This window comes from Thioalkalivibrio sp. AKL6 (genome assembly GCF_000376905.1).
Taxonomy (GTDB): domain Bacteria; phylum Pseudomonadota; class Gammaproteobacteria; order Ectothiorhodospirales; family Ectothiorhodospiraceae; genus Thioalkalivibrio; species Thioalkalivibrio versutus.
On the sequence record NZ_AQXS01000008.1, the window covers coordinates 91,790 to 111,168 of the forward strand.

The 19,379-nt window shown below is 66.6% G+C and carries 20 protein-coding genes; 9 read left to right on the forward strand and 11 right to left on the reverse strand.

Annotation, left to right across the window (positions count from 1 at the left end; translation table 11 throughout):
* Positions 1 to 29: 29 nt before the first annotated feature.
* Both D575_RS0103530 and D575_RS0103535 read left to right on the forward strand, forming a co-directional pair.
* Complete coding sequence (locus D575_RS0103530) at positions 30 to 455, forward strand: PTS sugar transporter subunit IIA (RefSeq protein WP_018144534.1); 426 nt, start codon at positions 30 to 32, stop codon at positions 453 to 455.
* Positions 427 to 696 carry an HPr family phosphocarrier protein gene (locus D575_RS0103535; RefSeq protein WP_018144535.1) on the forward strand — a complete coding sequence of 90 codons (270 nt, stop codon included), beginning with the start codon at positions 427 to 429 and terminating at the stop codon, positions 694 to 696. The genes D575_RS0103530 and D575_RS0103535 overlap by 29 nt, the downstream gene beginning before the upstream one ends.
* A gap of 51 nt (positions 697 to 747) precedes the next feature.
* On the opposite strand, the gene D575_RS0103540 is transcribed toward D575_RS0103535, so the two are convergent.
* Complete coding sequence (locus D575_RS0103540; protein WP_018144536.1) at positions 748 to 1,638, reverse strand: PfkB family carbohydrate kinase; 891 nt, start codon at positions 1,636 to 1,638, stop codon at positions 748 to 750.
* Positions 1,639 to 1,762: 124 nt separating this feature from the next.
* On the opposite strand from D575_RS0103540, the gene D575_RS0103545 reads away from it, so the two are divergent.
* Together D575_RS0103545 and D575_RS0103550 are read left to right on the forward strand one after the other, a co-directional pair.
* On the forward strand, positions 1,763 to 2,173 hold the full coding sequence (locus tag D575_RS0103545; RefSeq protein WP_018144537.1) for a nuclear transport factor 2 family protein: 411 nt from the start codon (positions 1,763 to 1,765) through the stop codon (positions 2,171 to 2,173).
* On the forward strand, positions 2,149 to 2,610 hold the full coding sequence (locus tag D575_RS0103550) for a nuclear transport factor 2 family protein (RefSeq protein WP_018144538.1): 462 nt from the start codon (positions 2,149 to 2,151) through the stop codon (positions 2,608 to 2,610). Before D575_RS0103545 ends, D575_RS0103550 begins: the two co-directional genes overlap by 25 nt.
* A 362-nt stretch (positions 2,611 to 2,972) precedes the next feature.
* Here D575_RS0103550 and D575_RS0103555 read toward each other — a convergent pair whose 3' ends face one another.
* From D575_RS0103555 to D575_RS0103580, 6 genes are all read right to left on the reverse strand, one after another.
* Positions 2,973 to 3,515 (reverse strand): shikimate kinase, encoded by a 543-nt coding sequence (locus D575_RS0103555; protein WP_018144539.1) that lies wholly within the window; start codon positions 3,513 to 3,515, stop codon positions 2,973 to 2,975.
* A 105-nt stretch (positions 3,516 to 3,620) separates the two neighbouring features.
* On the reverse strand, positions 3,621 to 5,750 hold the full coding sequence (gene pilQ / locus D575_RS0103560; RefSeq protein ID WP_018144540.1) for a type IV pilus secretin PilQ: 2,130 nt from the start codon (positions 5,748 to 5,750) through the stop codon (positions 3,621 to 3,623).
* A gap of 20 nt (positions 5,751 to 5,770) precedes the next feature.
* Complete coding sequence (locus D575_RS0103565) at positions 5,771 to 6,313, reverse strand: pilus assembly protein PilP (RefSeq protein ID WP_038031938.1); 543 nt, start codon at positions 6,311 to 6,313, stop codon at positions 5,771 to 5,773.
* A complete protein-coding gene (locus tag D575_RS0103570; RefSeq protein WP_018144542.1) occupies positions 6,313 to 6,894 on the reverse strand; it encodes a type 4a pilus biogenesis protein PilO in 582 nt (193 codons plus the stop codon). Before D575_RS0103570 ends, D575_RS0103565 begins: the two co-directional genes overlap by 1 nt.
* Positions 6,894 to 7,457, reverse strand: a complete 564-nt coding sequence (locus D575_RS0103575; RefSeq protein WP_018144543.1) for a PilN domain-containing protein — start codon at positions 7,455 to 7,457, stop codon at positions 6,894 to 6,896. The genes D575_RS0103570 and D575_RS0103575 overlap by 1 nt, the downstream gene beginning before the upstream one ends.
* Positions 7,454 to 8,521 (reverse strand): pilus assembly protein PilM, encoded by a 1,068-nt coding sequence (locus D575_RS0103580; protein WP_038031942.1) that lies wholly within the window; start codon positions 8,519 to 8,521, stop codon positions 7,454 to 7,456. Before D575_RS0103580 ends, D575_RS0103575 begins: the two co-directional genes overlap by 4 nt.
* 143 nt (positions 8,522 to 8,664) lie before the next feature.
* On the opposite strand from D575_RS0103580, the gene D575_RS0103585 reads away from it, so the two are divergent.
* Complete coding sequence (locus D575_RS0103585) at positions 8,665 to 11,040, forward strand: penicillin-binding protein 1A (RefSeq protein WP_018144545.1); 2,376 nt, start codon at positions 8,665 to 8,667, stop codon at positions 11,038 to 11,040.
* Positions 11,041 to 11,670, forward strand: a complete 630-nt coding sequence (locus D575_RS0103590; RefSeq protein ID WP_018144546.1) for a hypothetical protein — start codon at positions 11,041 to 11,043, stop codon at positions 11,668 to 11,670.
* A 30-nt stretch (positions 11,671 to 11,700) separates the two neighbouring features.
* Here D575_RS0103590 and hemE read toward each other — a convergent pair whose 3' ends face one another.
* The 4 genes from hemE to rpsU form a co-directional block, all read right to left on the reverse strand.
* Positions 11,701 to 12,756 carry a uroporphyrinogen decarboxylase gene (hemE, locus tag D575_RS0103595; RefSeq protein WP_018144547.1) on the reverse strand — a complete coding sequence of 352 codons (1,056 nt, stop codon included), beginning with the start codon at positions 12,754 to 12,756 and terminating at the stop codon, positions 11,701 to 11,703.
* Positions 12,757 to 12,764: 8 nt separating this feature from the next.
* Positions 12,765 to 14,171, reverse strand: coding sequence for an FAD-dependent oxidoreductase (locus D575_RS0103600; protein WP_018144548.1), 1,407 nt, complete (start codon positions 14,169 to 14,171; stop codon positions 12,765 to 12,767).
* 75 nt (positions 14,172 to 14,246) lie between these two features.
* Entirely contained in the window at positions 14,247 to 14,693 is a 447-nt protein-coding gene (locus tag D575_RS0103605; RefSeq protein ID WP_018144549.1) for a GatB/YqeY domain-containing protein, read from the reverse strand.
* A 39-nt stretch (positions 14,694 to 14,732) separates the two neighbouring features.
* Positions 14,733 to 14,948, reverse strand: a complete 216-nt coding sequence (rpsU, locus tag D575_RS0103610) for a 30S ribosomal protein S21 (RefSeq protein ID WP_018144550.1) — start codon at positions 14,946 to 14,948, stop codon at positions 14,733 to 14,735.
* 180 nt (positions 14,949 to 15,128) lie between these two features.
* Here rpsU and aroB point away from each other — a divergent pair, with 180 nt between their 5' ends.
* The 3 genes from aroB to D575_RS0103625 are packed head-to-tail and all read left to right on the forward strand — an operon-like array spanning position 15,129 to position 19,304.
* A complete protein-coding gene (gene aroB, locus D575_RS0103615) occupies positions 15,129 to 16,238 on the forward strand; it encodes a 3-dehydroquinate synthase (RefSeq protein WP_018144551.1) in 1,110 nt (369 codons plus the stop codon).
* Positions 16,239 to 16,242: 4 nt separating this feature from the next.
* Positions 16,243 to 17,412, forward strand: coding sequence for a deoxyguanosinetriphosphate triphosphohydrolase (locus D575_RS0103620; RefSeq protein ID WP_018144552.1), 1,170 nt, complete (start codon positions 16,243 to 16,245; stop codon positions 17,410 to 17,412).
* Positions 17,413 to 17,423: 11 nt separating this feature from the next.
* The gene (locus D575_RS0103625; RefSeq protein ID WP_026182035.1) at positions 17,424 to 19,304 is read left to right on the forward strand and encodes an SPOR domain-containing protein; all 1,881 of its coding nucleotides are present in this window, start codon (positions 17,424 to 17,426) and stop codon (positions 19,302 to 19,304) included.
* The last annotated feature ends 75 nt before the right edge of the window (positions 19,305 to 19,379 follow it).

The window sequence follows — 19,379 nt, forward strand, 5'->3', positions numbered from 1 at the left end:
CTTCTGGAACCCGCAATCGGAGCAGATCCATGGGCGTTGGTCTCATTCTGATCACGCATCAAAACCTGGGCGATACCCTGCTGCAGACCGCGCAGAGCATGCTCGGGGGCCTGCCCGAGGACTGCGAGTCCATGGCGATGTCCCAGAACGACGACCCCGACGAGGTCCTGGCCCGCGCCCGCGAGCGCCTGGCGACCCTCGACAGCGGCTCGGGGGTGCTCGTTCTGACCGACATGTTTGGCTCCACGCCTTCCAACGTGGCGATTCGTGTCGCCCGGGGTGCAAATGCCCGTGTGATCGCCGGCGCCAACCTGCCGATGCTCATCCGCGTGCTCAACTATCAACACCTCCCCCTGTCCGAACTGGTCAACAAGGCCCTTTCGGGCGGCCATGACGGGATTCTCCTCTGCGATCAGGAGTGCAGCGATGCCGCAGCGCGTAGTCCCCATCGTTAATCGCCTGGGGATGCACGCGCGCGCCGCGGCCAAGTTCGTCAGCCTGGCCAGCAAGTTCGCCGCGGACGTCTCCGTCTCCCGCAACCAGCAGGAGGTGAATGGCAAGAGCATCATGGGCGTGATGATGCTGGCCGCCGCCCAGGGCAGCGAGATCACCATCGAGGCCGAAGGCAAGGATGCGCCGGAGGCGCTGGATGCACTCGCAGAGTTGGTTGCCGATCGTTTCGGCGAAGAGGCCTGAACCTCCGAGTCCCGCCCGCACCGGTCAACAACCACCATCCCCCTGCGGGGGCTATCCGGGCCACGCTCCCGGGTCGGAGGCCGCGTTACCCAGCCCGTCCAGGCCGACCTGCTCGAGCTTGCGCTCCGCCAGGCGCACAGCGGCCGTCAAAGCCTGCTCCGGGGGCTCCCCGGAGACCAGCGCGTGGATCAACCCGGCATTGAAGGTATCCCCTGCCCCCACGCTGTCGACCACCCGCAGTCCGGGCGTCGCTTCACAATGGTGGATCGCGCCCCGCACGGCCATCCAGGCCCCTTCGGCCCCGGCGGTCACGGTCAGGATGCGATCCGGGAAGCGCTCGGAAAGCTGCTGCAGCGCAGCCTCGGGAGTGCCCGCCACGCTCGCCGCCCAGTCGCGCGAGAGCATCAGGACATCGGCATAGTCCAGGCATGCGTCGAGCCCCGGCCGGGGCTTCTCCAGCTCCAGCGACACCGGCTGGTCAAAGATGCACTCGCGCACCGCCCGCAGGATGGAGGCAAGGGCCTCCGGGTTACGCCCCTCGAAGTGCAGCCAGTCATATTCCGGCCAGGGTACGCCCGCGAGATCCTCCACCCCGAGTTCGGGCAGGTCGCGATGATGGACGATGGTGCGACTGCCCGTCTCCCTGGAACGAAGAATATGGGAGGTCGGCGTCGCTCCGGGCCAGCGTACGCAGTGACGAACATCCAGTCCGTGCCCCTCCAGGGACGCGCTCAGGGCATCCCCGGCCGCACCCTCGGCGATGACCGCGGCCAGGCCCGGGCGGTGGCCGAACTGCGCCAGGATCGTTGCCGTGTTGGTCGCGTTGCCTCCGGGCTGGGTGGTGCTGGCGAGCGCCCGGACCTCGTCGTCCTCGGCCGGGAAGGCTGCAACATCGAGGGTGTGGTCGAGCGTGACAATGCCAGTCGCGAGGATACGTGCCATACGGGCTCCCATGATGAAGGAGCGCCATTCTGGCGGGTCGCGCCCATTACGTCATCTCGCATATTCGTCATCCGCGGATGCTCCTGCGACAATAACCCCTCTGTCTCAGGAGGCCCCGACCGGTATGGCCACGTTCCCTTCTCCCGAATCCGCCGAAGCCGCCTTTTACGCGGCCTTTCAGGCAGGCGATGCACAAGGCATGCGCGAAATCTGGCACGACAGTGCCGAGTGTGTCTGCATCCACCCAGGTGGCGAGCGCCTGCAGGGAACGGACATCATCCTGGAAAGCTGGGACGACATCCTGCCGGGGATGCGCGGGGTGGTCGTACACCGGACCCAGGTGACCGCCATCCCGGGCGAAGACCTCGTCCTCCACGTATTGCGCGAAAACCTGTATGTCCAGGGTGAACGGCGCGGCGTCATGCTGGCGACCAATGGCTACCGCCATGATGGGGAAAGCTGGCGCATGGTGCTCCACCACGCCAGCCCGGACCCGGAACCCACGCCGGAATGGCCCACCGGGGGCGTGCACTGATGGCAACGGATGCCGATCGCTGCGTCGAGGCGTATTACGCCGCCTTTCGTGCCGCCGATATCGAACAGATGATGCGCCTCTGGGGCGAGCGTCCCGACATCGCCTGCATCCACCCGGGCAGCCCGCGCGCCCACCGGGGCGTGGCAGAGGTGATGGAGAGCTGGCTGCTGGTCTTCGCGCGTGAACTGAATATCGGGATCGAACCGAAGATCGTGGGCCGCCACGAGACCGGGGAGATCATCAGCCTGGTCATCGAAGAGGCGATCACGCGACCGGGCGACGTCACGCCCACCGGGACGATCCTGATCAGCCAGACCTGGCGCTGGCTGGACACGGGCTGGCGCCTGCTGTTTCACCACGCCTCGCACGGGCGCCGCTCACCGCCATCGCAGGACGGCATGTTCGTCCCCGATGGCGGCGGCAACACCCGCCACTGACGAGCAGTGGGATCGACCACGAAGCGCACGAACGCACGAAGCACGTCCAAAGCAAGTGCACCACGGAGCACCTAGAGAAGGGCGTTCGGGGCAGGTGTGTTCCGAGGCAAAAGGATCCGCGAACGGTATGGATGCGTGTCGTGAAGCGCCTGAACAACCGGAAACTGCCTCGCTGTGCTCCGCCGTCCTCGGGGGGTTCAAAAAATCACGTGACCACCGCCACCAGGCGTCCGGCAGATCGATGGAGCCCAGGACCTTCCACTGCCCGTTGACCCCATTAGAATCACGCATGGGGCCGCAACCGGCCACTGTGGATGACTCGCGCCCTTGCTTGGTGTCTTCGTGCGCTTAATGGTTACCAACTAGCCTTCGGAGCGCGGCTGGCAAAGATCCGGGCGCTGCACCTGCAGGGCCGCGCATACGCCCTTTACCGCGTCGCGCACCCGCCGCCCCTTGCCCTCCAGCGTAAGGTCCGCGACCTCCTGATAGAGCGGATCGCGGACCGCGAACAACTCCTGAAGGCGGGCCTTCGGGTCCGCGGCCTCCGCAATCAGCGGGCGCTTGCGGTTGCGGCGAGTCCGCCGGAACTGCTCCTCTACCGGCACCCGCAGGTAGATCACGAACTGATCGCGCAGCTGTTCCCGGTTCTCCGGGCGTTCGACAATCCCCCCGCCGGTGGCAATCACCGCGCCCTCCTGTTGCAGGAGCGACTCCAGCATCGCCGTCTCCCGCTTGCGAAAACCGCCCTCGCCCTCGAACTCGAAGATGGTCGGGATATCCACACCGGTACGCCGCTGGATCTCCTGATCGGTATCGAAGAACGGCCGACGCAGCAGCCCCGCGAGGCCGCGCCCGATTGTGCTCTTGCCGGCCCCCATCGGGCCTACCAGTACGATGTTCTGCATGGGCGCCAAGGCTACTGGCTGGGCCACCCAAAGAAAAGCCGGGGACAGGCCCCGGCTTTCGAGATCGAACCCATCGGGGGCAAGCCCCGACGCTACACCTTGCGCTCAGTCGAGTACGCGCGGCGTCACGAAGATCAACAATTCCGCTTTGGAATTCTCCGTGGAGCGGTTGCGGAACAGGTTTCCGAGGAACGGGATATCCCCGAAGAACGGCACCTTCTCGAGGTTGGTGCGGCTGTCGATCTCGTACACACCGCCCAGGACCACGGTCTCGCCGTTGCCGACGAAGACCTGGGTCTCCACCTCGCGCTTGTTGATCCCCGGCACCCCAAGGATCACACGCTGGCTGGGCTCGTCCTTTGTCACCTTGATGTCGAGGATCACGTTGCCGTTCGGCGTGATCTGCGGCGTCACTTCCGTCGACAGTACGGCCTCGATGAACTGGGTCGAAGTCGCGCCGGATGCAGTGGCTTCCTGGAACGGGATTTCTTCACCTTGCTTGATCGTCGCCGTCTGGCCATTGGCCGTGATCACACGCGGGCTGGAGATGATCTCGCCGCGGCCTTCAACCTGCAGCGCGGACAGTTCCAGGTCGAGCAACACGCCACTGCGCAGGATGCTCAGCCCCGCCTGCCCGGCATTGCCACCGGCCGGCAGCGAGCTATTCAGGCGGTCTCCGATAGCGATGCCACCAATGCCCCCCGTGGTGGCATCCCGAGCCGCATCCGCGCCCTCGATAGACCCGGCACCACCAACCCGGGTTCGGCGGTCACCCCGCGTCCCGGAGATCCCAAAACGGGCGCCCAGCTCACGGTTGAAGGTATCCTCCGCGATCACGATGCGGGTCTCGATCAGGACCTGTTGCACCGGGACGTCCAGTGTGGAGACCAGGCGACGGACGTCCTCGATCCGGCTCTGGGTATCCTGCACCAGGAGGGTGTTGGTGCGCGTGTCGATGGTGATGCTGCCACGCTCCGAGAGGAATTCGCCGCCATCACCGCCGCGAATCAGGGACGCGATCTGCTCGGCCTGGGCGAAATTGATCTGCACGAACTCCGTGCGCAGGGGCTCCAGCTCCTGTCGATCGCGCTGAGCCTCCATCTCCAGGCGTTCACGCGCCGCGATCTCTTCGCTGGGGGCGACGTACAGGACATTGCCGTCCATTCGCTTGTCGAGCCCGCGGGCACGCAGGATGATATCCAGCGCCTGGTCCCAGGGGACGTTGTTCAGGCGCAGGGTGATGTTGCCCCCCACCGTGTCACTGACCACGATGTTCAGATCGGTGAAATCCGCCAGCAACTGCAGAACGGAGCGCACCTCGATGTCCTGGAAATTCAGGGACAGGCGCTCGCCGGCGTACTCCTCTTCCTCGCGGGCGCGGGCCTGGCGTTCGGCCTCGGAAATCGGGGCGACCTCGAGGACGAACTGGCGATCACTCTGGTAGGAAATGATCTCGTACTCGCCGCGCGCCTCGATCTCCATGCGTACACGATTGCGCTCGGCGACGGTGTCGATGGTATGCACCGGGGTGGCGAAATCGACCACGTCGAGGCGACGTTCCAGCGACTCGTCGACCATGGCGCGCGGGAAGGTCATCTCGATGCGGCCGGCCTGCTCGCGAACGTTGATCTCGGCACCAGAGCGGGAGAGATCCACCTCGACGCGACCTTCGCCCTCGCTGCCCCGCCGGAAATCGATACCCGTGATCTCCATGGGTCGGGCGCTGCGGGTCGTGGCGGCGGGTTCACCCGCACGATCCACGACCTGCTGGGTGCGTGCATCCGCCTCGGAAACCCCGCGGCCCAGCGTAAGGATGAGATTATTGCCCTCGACTCGAGTCTGGTACTCGGAGGCCTGAGTCAGGTTCAGCACCACGCGGGTGCGGTTGCCCGCCTCGACCGTGCTCGCCCGCAGCACCGGGCCCACATTCAGGTCCGTCTCGCGCCGCGGCAATGCATTGCCGACATTGGGCAGATCCAACGCGATGCGCGGCGGTGAATCAATCGCAAAGGCGCGAATATCGGAGGGCGGCGTCTCCGAGAAACGCAGGTTCACCTGCACCCGGTCACCGCTCAGACTGCCGGCCCGGATCTCTTCCAGTTCGGTGGCAGCCACCCCCTGGGACACCATGAACAGCAGGCCCGCAACGACCGTGCCTGCGAAAGCGCGCATGGAAGAACCCATGTTGAATCCCCTGTTGGTTGTGCCGACCTTGCGGCGAATGCTCGTCATCATCTTCTTCTCCCCCCCAACCGCTAGTCGGTCAGCGCCACCGAGTTTTCACGTTCCACGTGACCGCCGAAGGCATCCGGCACGATCTCGACCAGCCGGATCTGGGTCGGCGTGATCTCGATGATCTCCCCGTGGTTCTGGCCCATATAGTTGCCCGCAGTGACGCGCTGAACCCCTCGATCCGGGGTCCGGACCAGGGCGTAGCGCACGCCATGCTGCTCCAGCGACCCGACCATCCGCAGCGAATCCAGCGGAAAGCCCTCGAGGAACTCGCGCGGGCGGTCAGGATCAATCTCGGCGTCTCCTGGCTGCCCCTCGGCCGCGGCGAGCTCCGGCTGGGCGATTACCGACGAGTCGAAAGGCGACCGGGCATGCCCCGGATAGAGATAGGGCTCGTGCGGCTCCAGGGTGGGGATCGGCTCGATCCCGCTCCCCGGGCGCTCCTTGACCTCGGCGATGTACTGCTCGAGGTCACGGTTGTCCTGAGTACAGCCCGACAGCAGGATCCCGCCCATCAGGACCATGGCCAGTCCGGGCCATACCGCTCGCATGGAAGAATGCCTCATCAGTTCTCCTCCAGGTAGCGATAGGTGCGGGCGACCGCATCCATCAGCAGGTCGTTGTCGGAATCGCCCGGACGGATATGCATGTTGTGCATGGTGACCACGCGCGGCAGGGCCGAGACACCGCTGACGAACTCCGCGAGATCCTCGTAATCGCCCCGGACGCGCAGACGGATCGGAACCTCGGCGTAGAAGTCGCGCCGGTTCTCGCCACGCGGCTCGAACAGCTCGATCTCGAGACCCGCCTGCAACCCTGTCTGCGAGACATCGACCAGCAGGCTGGGGATCTCGGCACTACTGGGCAGCAGCTCGAGCAGCGAGGCGAACATGCGCTCCATCTCCTCCAGCTGGTCCTCGTAGGCCTGGAGGTTGGCAGCCCGCTGCTGCTTGTCCTCGAACTCGCCGCGCAGCTGCAGTTCGCGGCTCTCCGCGCGCTCGAGCTCTGTCCGCTGATCGCCGATGAAGAGGTAATAGGACAGGCCGAGGATGGCCAGAACAATCACGACCAGGATCAGGCCCTTCACGCCCCAGGAGGCTTCCCCGATGTTGTTGAAATCGACCTGCTTGAGTTCATTGAGATCCATCAGGAATCCCCCTCTGCGGCATCCGGCCGGGTCTGTGTGGCATCCAGTCGGAAGTCACGCACCTGGAGGCGACCCTCCTCGCGGGTCTCGATAATCTGCAGATTGGAACTGCCCAGCCAGGGCGACCCATCGATCCGGCGCATCAACGCGGAGATCCGGGTGTTGGACTCGGAGCGCCCGACCAGGCGCACATTCTCGCCTTCCTGGCGGACCTCGTTGAGGTAGGTACCATCGGGCAGGGTCTCGACCAGCTGATCGAAGAGATGCACGGCCTCGGGCCGCTGCGCCTGCAGGGTCTGGATGACTTCCATTCGGGCAATAAGGGCCTCGCGCTGTTCGTCGAGATCGCGAATCCGGGCGATCTGACGATCCAGTTCGCGGATCTCGCTTTCCAGCATCTGGTTGCGGGACTGCTGGTGGTCGATCAACGCGCCGATAAAACTGTAGCCAACGAAGGCGAGCAGGACGCCGACCACCGCGGCGCCACCAACCGCGGCGAAGAACTGCTTGCGCCGCTGTTCGCGTGCCTTCTCGCGCCAGGGAAGGAGGTTGATATAAATCATGACGCATACCCCCGCACGGCCAGGCCACAGGCCGTCATCAGCGCCGGGGCATCATTGGCAAAACGTTCCTGGTTGACCCTTTTGGCCAACGCCATCCCGCGGAACGGGTTCGCGATCGATACCGGCGTGCCGGCGGCCTCCTCGAGCAGTTCGTCCACCCCCGGGATGGCCGCACAGCCGCCACCCAGGAGGATGTGATCGATGGTGTCCTGCGGGCGGGTCACGTAGAAGTACTGCAGCAGCCGCTGGATCTGGTCGACCATGGTCTGCTTGAAGGGCTCGAGGATGGAGCTTGCGTAGTCGGACGGCAGGTCGCCACTCATCTTGGCGGAGCCGGCCTCCTGATAGTTCATGCTGTAGCGCCGCATGATCTCCTCGGTGAGCATGCGGCCGCCGAAATTCTGCTCGCGGGTGTAAACCACGCCCTCGTCCTGACTGACGACATACACGGCGGTCACCGAAGAGCCGACATCCACGACCGCCACGATCGGCTTGCTCTCGCGGTCGGGGACCTGCTCCATCAGGCGCTCGGCGGTATGCTCGATCGCGTATGCCTCGACGTCGATCAGCTCGGGGGTCAACTTGGCCGCCTCGGCAATGGCCACGCGCGAGTCCACGTTCTCGCGGCGCGAAGCGACCACCAGGACATCGACCATCTCGGGGTTTTTCTCGTTCTTGCCGAGGACCTGGAAATCCAGGTTGACCTCTTCAAGCGTGTAGGGGATGTACTGATCCGCCTCCACGAAGACCTGGCCCTCGAGCTCCGCATCGCCCAGCGCGGCCGACATCTGGATGGTCTTGGTGATCACGGCGGAGGACGGCACAGCCATCGCGCAGTGCTTGAGGCGGGTGCCGGATCGCTTGACCGCCCGGGCGAGGGCATTACCCACGGCCTCGGTGTCCTGACAGACCTTGTCGACCATCACCCCATCGGGCAGCGGTTCGACCGCGAAGGCCTCGACCCGATAGCCCTTACCCTGTCGCGTCAGCTCCAGCACCTTGACGGCTGCCGAGCTGATATCCACGCCCAGGACCCCTTGTTTGGATTTTCCGAGACTCAGCACACATCCCCCTGTATACCCCGACGAAAGTAACTGGTAGCGTTACAATCACGTATGCTAGCTGGTTCACAATATACACCGCGACTTCAGGGTTGCAAGTCGCTTTGAAAGCGACTTCTCATCTTGGCCTCACTTTTTTTGCTGTCATGAATCCGCTCCTTAAGATTATTACGGCGCTGCTGGCCCTGATTCTGGCAGCCGGAATCGGCCTGTCCATCGCGGCGGCCGCTCTCTATGTTTACTACGCGCCGAGCCTCCCGGAGGCCGACGCCGTACGCGATGTGCGCCTGCAAACTCCACTGCAGGTCCGCAGTGCGGATGGCCGCCTTATGGGTGAATTCGCGGAAGAACGGCGCATTCCCGTGCCGATCGACGCGATCCCGCAGCAAGTCCGCGATGCCTTTATTGCGGCGGAAGACGAGCGCTTCTATGACCATCCGGGTGTGGATGTCATGGGTCTTGCCCGCGCCGGACTGAATGTGATCTCCACCGGCGGCGAGCGCAGCCAGGGCGGCAGCACCATCACCATGCAGCTCGCGCGCAATATCTTCCTGACGCGCGAGCGGACCTACGAACGCAAGCTGCGCGAGATCTTCCTGGCCATCCGCCTGGAACAGGAACTCGAGAAGGACGAGATCCTCGAGCTATACCTGAACAAGATCTATCTGGGACAGCGCGCCTACGGGATCGAGGCCGCCTCGCGGGTATATTTCGGCCGCTCGCTGGATGCGCTGGAACTGGACGAGATTGCCACGCTCGCCGCCCTTCCCAAGGCGCCATCGACCACCAACCCGGTAAGCAACCCGCAACGGGCCGAGATCCGCCGCAACTACGTACTGCGGCGGATGCTGGAGACCGGCGTGATCGACGAGGATGCCTATACCTCCGCCATCGAGCGCCCGGTGCTGTCCGAACGCCACACCACAGCCACCGAGATCGACGCCCACTGGGTCGCCGAAATGGCGCGCCAGATGGTCGTGAACCTGTGGGGTGACGACGCCTACCGCCGCGGCCTGCAGGTGCACACGACGATCGACTCCCGCCAGCAGGAAGCGGCCAACCAGGCACTGCGCGAAGGATTGCTGGAATATGACGAGCGTCACGGTTTTCGCGGTCCCGAAATACGGCTTCCCGGCAATACCCTGGAGGACGCCGAGGCACGCGAGCGAGCGCTGATGGCCATTGGGGTGCACGGAAGGCTGCTGTTCCCGGCCGTCGTCCTGGGGACCGACGCCGGGGTACTGCGCGTCGACGGCGGCCGCATTGGCGAACTGGAAGTCCTGCCGGAAGACCGCGAATGGGCCGGCTCACCGGCGCTCGAACGCGGCGACGTGATCCGTATACGTCCCTATACCGACGGCCGCTGGCGCCTGGCGCAAAAGCCGGAAGTCACCGGCGCCGTGATCGCCCAGGCCCCTCAGGACGGCGCCATCCTGGCACTGGCCGGCGGGTTCGACTTCTTTGAAAACCGCTACGACCGCACGACCCAGGCGCAACGCCAGCCCGGATCCGCGTTCAAGCCGCTGGTCTATGCCCTGGCCCTGCGCGAGGGCCACCGGCCCGAAGGGACCGTGATCGACGCGCCGATGGTCTTCAACGACCCCGCCCTGGGGGCCGAATGGCGCCCGCAGAACTACTCGCGGCGCTTCCACGGCGAGACCACCCTGCGCGAGGCACTCGCGAATTCCCGCAACCTGGCCTCCATCCGCCTGCTCGACCGCCTGGGCACCGGAAACGTGCACCAGGAACTGACGCGCTTCGGCCTGGACCTCGAAAGGCAGCCGAACAATCTGTCCATGGTCCTGGGTACCGGCTCCCTCACCCCGCTGCAGCTGAACAATGCCTATGGCGTGTTCGCCAGCGGCGGCCGCCTGAACAGCCCCTGGATCATCGCCCGCATCGAGACGGCGGACGGCGAGACCCTGTACGAGGCACCGACCGAACGCGCCTGCCCGGCGCCCTGCACAAACCCGAAGGGACAGGATCTGCCGCTGGTCGCCAGCAGTGGCCCGTTGCAGTACACCGATCCGGTACCGGTCCTGGATCCCGGTGTCGCCTGGCAGATGAGCGACATGCTGCGCAGCGTCATCACATCCGGAACCGGACGGCGGGCCATGGAACTGGGCCGGTCCGACCTGGCCGGCAAGACCGGCACCACCAATGACTACCGCGATGCCTGGTTCGCCGGGTTCAACGCGGAGCTGGTCGCAACTGCCTGGATCGGCTTCGACGACAACCGCGAGCTGGGCCGGCGCGAAAGTGGCGGGCGCGCGGCCCTGCCAATCTGGACTCGCTTCATGGGCAGCGTGCTGGCCGACCAGCCGGAACGGCCGGTGGAGCGCCCCAACGACCTGGTGCGAGTCGCCATCCTGCCGAACGGCCAGCGCGCCCCCAGCGACGACGCCCCGGGCGCGCGCAACCAGTGGCTGCTACCCCACCAGATCCCGGAACGCGGACACGTCATTCCGGGGAACGGCGAGAACGGCAGCAGCGGGAACCAGCAACCCGAACTGGTCTTTTAAATGGCCAGCCCCTCGCGCGCGCGCCAGGAGCTGGCCCAGGAAGCCGCTCGCATCATGCTCGACGACGGCATCCGGGACTTCGGCCTGGCCAAGCGGAAAGCCGCGGAACACCTGGGCGTGGACGCCCGCCACGACATGCCCGGCAACCTGGAGATCCAGGACGCCGCCATCGAACGCAGCCGGCTGTTTGCCAGCCCCGCCAGCCGCGCCGCCTACCGCGGCCGCCTGGAAGCGGCGCTGGTCGTGATGGAACGCCTGGAGCACCTGGAACCGCGGCTGGTCGGCCCACTCCTTCAAGGGCTAGTGGAATCGCAACCGCTGATCAATCTGCATGCCTTCGCCGAGACAGTGGAAGAGGTCATCCTGGAGATGGGGGATCGGGGGATTCACTGCGAGACCGGCGAGCGCCGTTACCGCAGCCGGCAGGGGCGCGAACAGCGCATCCCCTTCCTCGCCTTCCGCGGACCGGACGACACCGATGTTGAGCTCACGGTATTCCCGCTGGACGGCCTGCGCCAGGCGCCACCGTCGCCGGTGGACGGCCGCCCGATGCAACGCGCAACCCGCGCGGACGTAGAGAGGATGCTGGCGGAGGCCGGCGCCGAAGAGGCGGCGGCCACGGCGGAATAGCAACCGGGCCGTACGCTCGCGCCGGGCGGACTAGCGTCGGTAGTTGGTTACGGTATCCACCATCGCGGCGACCCGCTCCGGATCGATCCCCGGATGAATGCCGTGGCCAAGATTGAAGACATGACCGGTTTCGCGGTCGAAACCATCCAGCACCCGCTGGGTCTCTTCGCGGACTACCGCCTCGGGTGCGTAGAGCACCGACGGATCGAGGTTGCCCTGCAGCGCAACGCGATCGCCGACCCGCCGGCTGGCCTCGGCGATCTCGATGGTCCAGTCCAGCCCCAGGGCATCCGCCCCGGTATCCGCCATCATTTCCAGCCAGGCGCCACCACCCTTGGTGAACAGCGTCACCGGGACGCGGCGGCCATCGTTTTCACGGATCAGCCCGTCGACGATGCGCTGCATGTAGGCCAGCGAGAACTCGCGATAGGCCCGCGGAGTAAGCGAACCACCCCAGGTGTCGAAGATCATCACCGACTGGGCGCCGGCGCGGATCTGCGCATTCAGATAATCGGTCACCGCGGTGGCGACCTTTTGCAGCAGGGCGTGCATCGCCTGCGGCTCGCCGTACATCAGACGCTTGGTCTCGGCGAAGTCGCGCGAGCCCTGGCCCTCAACCATGTAGGTCGCCAGGGTCCATGGGCTGCCGGCAAAACCAATCAGCGGGACCTGGCCGTCCAGCTCGCGGCGGATCAGGCGCACCGCGTCCATCACGTAGCGTAGCTCCTGCTCCGGGTCCGGCACCGGCAGGTTCTCGATCGCCTCCAGCGTACGCACCGGCTCGCGGAAACGTGGGCCCTCGCCCGTCTCGAAATACAGACCCAGCCCCATCGCGTCGGGGATGGTGAGGATGTCGGAGAACAGGATCGCCGCATCGAGAGGAAACCGGCGCAGTGGCTGCATGGTGACTTCGCAGGCCAGCTCCGGGTTCTGGCACAGGCTCATGAAGCTGCCGGCCTGGGCGCGGGTCTCGCGGTACTCCGGCAGGTAGCGCCCGGCCTGGCGCATGATCCAGATCGGCGGACGCTCCACCGGTTCGCGCAGCTGGGCTCGCAGCAGGAGGTCGTTCTTCAGGTTCTGGGACATCGAAAGGCTCAAACGCCGAGGTATTCAAGGATGCCTTCGGCGGCCTCGCGGCCCTCGAAGACGGCGGTGACCACCAGATCGGAGCCGCGCACCATGTCGCCGCCCGCAAAGACCTTCGGATTGCCGGTCTGGAAGGCATGCTCGCCCGCGGTCTGCACGCGGCCGCCCTCGTCGATGCCGATCTTGTAGTCGGCAAACCAGTCGGAGGGAGACGGACGGAAGCCAAAGGCGATCAGCACCCGGTCGGCCGGGATTACGTGTTCGGAGCCGGGGACCGGCTCGGGACGGCGGCGGCCACGTTCGTCCGGGGCGCCCATCTGGGTACGCACGACCTTCACGCCCTCGACCTTGCCGTCGCCGACGATCTCCACCGGCTGCACGTTGAACTCGAAATGCACACCCTCTTCGCGCGCATGCACCACTTCCTTGCGCGAACCGGGCATGTTGTCTTCGTCGCGGCGGTAGGCGCAGGTCACCGATGCCGCGCCCTGGCGGATCGAGGTGCGGTTGCAGTCCATCGCGGTGTCGCCGCCACCCAGCACGACCACCCGCTGGTCGGCCATGTCGATGAACTCGTGGCCTTCTTCCTGCGGCCAGTTCATCACCTGGCGGATATTGGAGATCAGGAACGGCAGGGCGGGATAAACGCCCGGCAGGTCCTCGCCGGGGAAACCGCCCTGCATCGCGGTGTAGGTGCCCATGCCGAGGAACACGGCATCGTATTCCTCCATCAAAGCGTCCATCGCGATGTCGCGGCCGATCTCGATATTCAGGCGAAACTCGACGCCCATGCCCTCGAGGATCTCGCGGCGGGTGCGGATCACGTGCTTTTCCAGCTTGAACGGCGGGATGCCGAAGGTCAGCAGACCGCCAATCTCCGGATAGCGGTCATACACCACCGCCTGCACGCCATTGCGCGCCAGGATGTCCGCGCAGCCCAATCCCGCGGGCCCGGCGCCGATCACCGCGACCCGCTTGCCGGTCGGGGTGACATCCGACAGATCCGGGCGCCAGCCGGCCTTCAGGGCCTCGTCGGTGATGTACTTCTCAACCGAGCCGATGGTGACCGCGCCGAAGCCGTCATTCAGGGTGCAGGCCCCCTCGCACAGACGATCCTGCGGGCATACGCGGCCACAGACTTCGGGCAACGAGTTGGTCTTGTGCGAGAGCTCGGCGGCCGCGAACAGATTGCCTTCCTCCACCAGCTTCAACCAGTTGGGGATGAAGTTGTGGACCGGGCACTTCCATTCGCAATAGGGATTGCCACAGGCCAGGCAACGGCCGGCCTGTTGACCGGCCGTGGCGGGATCGAACTGACCAATGATCTCGCCGAATTCGTGGATCCGGATCTCGGCGGGGGTCTTCTGGGGGTCCTGGCGCGGGAGGTCCAGGAACTGCATCGGATTGGAAGCCATGGAACACTCGCTCCGACGAAATCGGGATAGGGGCCGCGATGGGCCCGGGGAGTTCGGCCGGGATCCGGCCCGTAGTCAGCCCTGCAGGGCGGCGCGGACCTTCTGGCTCACCTGGCCCATGTCCGCACGCCCGAAGACCCGGGGTTTCAGCACCCCCATGACGCGGCCCATGTCACCCGGGGCACTGGCTCCGGTCTCGGCAATCGCCTCGCTTACCAACTGGTCCAGCGCGGACGCGTCCAGCGGCTCGGGCATGTATTCCTCGATAATGACGACCTCGGCGGCCTCGCGCTCGGCGAGGTCCTCGCGACCGCCCTTCTGATACTGATCGATGGAATCACGCCGCTGCTTGAGCATGCGATTGAGGATCGCCAGCACGGTGTCGTCGTCGGCCTCGCGCCGCTCGTCCACCTCGAACTGCGATACCTCGGCCTGAATCATGCGCAATGCAGCCAGGCGGTCCTTGGCGCGGGCCCGCATGGCCTGCTTGACGTCATCCTGCAACCGGGCCTTGAGCGACATCTTTGGGTCCTCGGGTCCGGGCAGCCACCCGGACGGGGTTCAGTACAAACGCACCCGACGAGTCATGTCGCGGGAATTCTTCTTCAGCTGACGCTTCACCGCGGCAGCGGCCTTGCGCTTGCGCTCGGTGGTCGGCTTCTCGTAGTACTCACGGCGGCGGACTTCCGCGACCACGCCGGCTTTCTCGCAGGTGCGCTTGAAACGGCGCAGGGCGACCTCGAAGGGCTCGTTCTCACGAATTCGTACGTGCGGCATACAATCTCCGAAACGGATGCAGGATCATCTCGATCAAAAATAACAAAACCGGCCGCCAAACACTCCGGGCGACCATGCAGAACTCCCTATGGTAATCCAACCGGCGCCAATTGCAAAAGTCCGTGAAGCGATCCGCACCATGCGGAATGCCCGGCTTACGCCGCCGTCGGCCCGCACGCTATGATGACGGGCATGGAAAGTCTCAACGTAGAACTGGGCGAACGCGGCTACCCGATCCACATCGGGCCGGGCATGCTGGGCGAACCGGAGCGGCTCCGGCCGGCACTGCACGGCCGGCGCATCGCCGTGGTGACCAACACCACGGTCGGGCCGCTGTATGGCGACGCCCTGCGCCGGAACCTCGCCGCCTGCGACATCAGCAGCGACCCGCTATGGATCGAACTGCCCGACGGCGAACAGCACAAGACCCTCGTGACGGTAGAGACCATCCTGTCCCGGCTGCTGGAGGCGCGCCTGGATCGCGGCAGCCGCATCGTCGCCCTGGGTGGCGGGGTGGTCGGGGATATCGCCGGGTTTGCCGCCGCGATCTACCAGCGCGGTATCGACTTCGTTCAGGTCCCAACCACCCTGCTCGCCCAGGTCGACTCCTCGGTTGGCGGCAAGACCGGTGTCAATCACCCGCTGGGCAAGAACATGATCGGCGCCTTCCATCAGCCACGCGCCGTGGTCATCGACACCGACACCCTCAAGACCCTGCCCCAGCGCGAGCTCCAGGCGGGCCTGGCCGAGGTGATCAAGTACGGCCTGATCCGCGACGCCGAGTTCTTCGCCTGGCTGGAGGAACACATCGACGCCCTGCGCGCACTGGAACCCGAACCGCTGGCCTACGCGATCCGTCGCTCCTGCGCCTGCAAAGCCGAGATCGTCGCCGCCGACGAGCGCGAGGGCGGCATTCGCGCCCTGCTCAACCTGGGCCACACCTTCGGCCACGCGATCGAGGCCGGCATGGGCTACGGCGCCTGGCTGCACGGCGAGGCCGTGGGCACCGGAATGGCCATGGCCGCACGCATGTCCGAACGCATGGGCTGGCTGGATACCGCTGGTCGCGAACGCGCCGAGGCCCTGATCCAGCGCGCCGGCCTGGCCCTGGAACCGCCGGGGGCGGTGACCCCGGACCGCTTCCGCGAACTGATGGCGATCGACAAGAAGGTGGCCAGCGGCCGCCTGCGCCTGGTACTGCTGCGCGGCATTGGCGAAGCCGTCCTCACCGACGCGTTCGATCAGGACGCCCTGGACGACACCCTGCACGAGCATGCCCGTGTCGCCTGAAACCATGGCCACCCCCAGCGCCGCCACACCGGGCCTGGCGCCCTACGCCTGCGACCCCGCACGTTCGCGCGGCCGCGCCCAGGCCGAGGCCGCGCCGCGTCACCGCAGCGATTTCCAGCGCGACCGCGACCGCATCGTGCATTCCAGCGCCTTTCGCCGGCTGGAGTACAAGACCCAGGTCTTCATCAGCCACGAGGGCGATCTGTTCCGCAACCGCCTGACCCACTCGCTGGAGGTCGCGCAGATCGGGCGCTCCATCGCGCGCGCCCTGCAACTGAACGAGGACCTGACCGAGGCCGTCGCGCTGGCGCACGATCTCGGCCACACCCCCTTCGGGCATGCCGGGCAGCACGCACTGAATGCCTGCATGCGCGAGCACGGCGGCTTCGAGCACAATCTGCAGTCGCTGCGCATCGTCGACCTGCTGGAGCGCCACTACGCCGACTTCGACGGCCTCAACCTGACCTACGAGACCCGCGAGGGCATCCTCAAGCACTGCGCACCCGAGAAGGCGCGCCAGCTGGGCGAGATCGGGGTGCGCTTCCTGCAGAAGGAACAGCCGAGCCTCGAGGCCCAGCTCGCGAACGTCGCCGACGAAATCGCCTACAACAATCACGACGTCGATGACGGCCTGCGCTCCGGGCTGCTCACCATGGACCGCCTCGCCGAGGTCACCCTGTTCCGCGACTGCCGCGAGACGGTCCAGGCCCGGTATCCAAACCTGGACCCGCGTCGCATCCAGCACGAGACCGTCCGGCGCATGATCGACGCCCTGGTCGGCGACCTGATCGAGACCAGCCAGGCCGCGATCGACCACCAGCGCCCGCAAACCCCCGACGACGTGCGCCGCGCCGGCGAGGCACTGATCCGCTTCAGCCCGCAGATGGCGGAACAGGCGCGCGAGCTCAAGGGCTTCCTGCGCGAGAACCTCTACCATCACCACCAGGTCCACGGGGTAATGCACAAGGCCCGCCAGCTGATCCACGATCTGTTTGCCGCGTTCGAGTCGGAGCCACGCCTGATGCCCGAGCACTACCAGCGGCATGCCGACGAGATGGCCACCCACGACGCGCACGGGCCGCAACGCGCCATCGCCGACTACATCGCCGGCATGACCGATCGCCACGCCATCCGTGAACACCACCGCCTGTTCGACCTGGGCACGCTGACCTGAAAAGGAATTCGATGGCGCTTTCCGAACAATGCCTGGAACACCTCGGCCTGCACGCGCCGCCGTTTGACGACGCGCCCGACGAGACCTTCATCTACAGCGACCCGCTGCTGGATGGCCTGCTCGAGTCCGCGCGGGCTGCCCTGAACGGCCCCGGCGCAGTCGTGCTGATGACCGGCGAGAACGGTTCCGGCCGCAGCCTCCAGCTGATGCGGCTGCTGGCGATGCTGCCCGACCCGTTCGAGCTGATCGCCTTCCGTGCGCGCATCAACACCCAGTTCGAGTCGGTGGACAACACCATCCGCAATTACCTGCGCTCGCAGAACGCGGACGACCCCGATCGCCCACTGACCGAACTCCTTGGCGACCGCGTCGCCGAAGGCGTCGACCCGGTTATCGCGATGGATGACGCGCACCTGGTCGGCACCGACATCGTCAACAACCTGATGCGCATGCGCAGCGAGATCCTTGCCAGGCAGGGCCGCGCCCCGCGCATCATCCTGGTCGGCTCCAGCGGACTACTGCGCCGCCGCCTTTACCTGCCCGACCCCTCCGACGAGGACCAGGTCACTCGCGTCAGCCTGCGCGCGTTCAACCTGGAGCAGACCGCGGCCTACCTGCGCCACCGCCTGCAGGCCGCCGGCCTGGCCGACCCCGATCGCCTGCTGGATGCAGACGCCATCCATCACCTGCAGACCACCAGTCAGGGCCTGCCCGGCAACCTCAACCGCGAAGCCAACAGTTTCCTCGAGCGCCAGTGCCGCAGCGAGCGCCGGACCGGTGCCGCAGCCGCCGGCAGCACTGCCCCGGGGGTGGCCGCGGGCGAGGCGGCCGAGACAGACACCGACATCGAACCGCAAGACGGGGAGCCCGCGGTCACCCCCTCCACCCGCGAGGGCGAGCCGGCGAGCGAAACGCCTCCGGAGACGGCCATCCACGCCAGCCGCGACCCGGAAGACGACCGCTTCACCCCGGCGGCCGAGGCTCTTGCCGCGTCCACTCCGCGACCCGACCCGCCCCGCGCGACAGCCCCCGAGGTGCCGCCGGGCGAGCCGGGCGGCATCGACGCCGATCACCGCATCCCGGAGCCGCCGGCGGCGGAGAACGTCGCCTTCTGGAACCAGCGCTGGTTCGTCCCGGCGGTAGCCATCACCGTGGCCCTGGGCATCGCCGCCCCGGTCGCCTGGCAACTGCTGGAGACGGAATCCGCGCCGACCGATAGCGAGATCATCGAACTGCCCCTGCCCGCGCCGCGCATCACCGAGGCCGAGCCAGAACCCACGCCCGCACCCGCACCCGAGGAGCCGAAAGCCACCACCGACGACGAGGTCGCCGTGGCCGACCCCCTGGACCTGCCCCCTCCGGCCGAAGCCGAACCGACCGAGCGGGAGACCGCCCCCCAGGACCCGGCCGCGGACGAGCCCGAACCCGAGACGGCGGCGGAACCCGCGGAGACGGCGCCCGCATCCGAACCGCAGGCCGAGCCAGAAACCACGCCGGAGCCGGAGCCTGAACCCGCACCCGAACCCACGCCCGAGCCCACGCCCGAGCCGGAACCCGCCACCGAAGAGCCGGCCGCAGAGGATGCCGACGCCGAGCGCCTGCGCAACGACCGCGCCTGGCTGAACGACCAGGACGGTGGCGCCACGACCATCCAGCTGCTGGCCGCGCCAAACATGGGGGCCGCACGGGCCTATGCCGATCAGCACGACCTGGGCGGGATCCGCTATATCCCAACGCGCGTCAACAACCGCGAATTCGTGGTCATCCTGGCCGGGGTCTTCCCCGACCGGGCCGCCGCCCAGCGCGCCGCGGAGGACCTGCCCGCCGCCGTGCGCCGCGACGAACCCTGGATCCGCTCCATCGGCTCGGTCCAGAACGCCGTGCGCGACTGATCCCCCGCGCTGCGTGGTCACCACGACTTAACCTGCGTCGATGTCGTGTCTTCTTGACCGGCCCCGGTTTGCCGG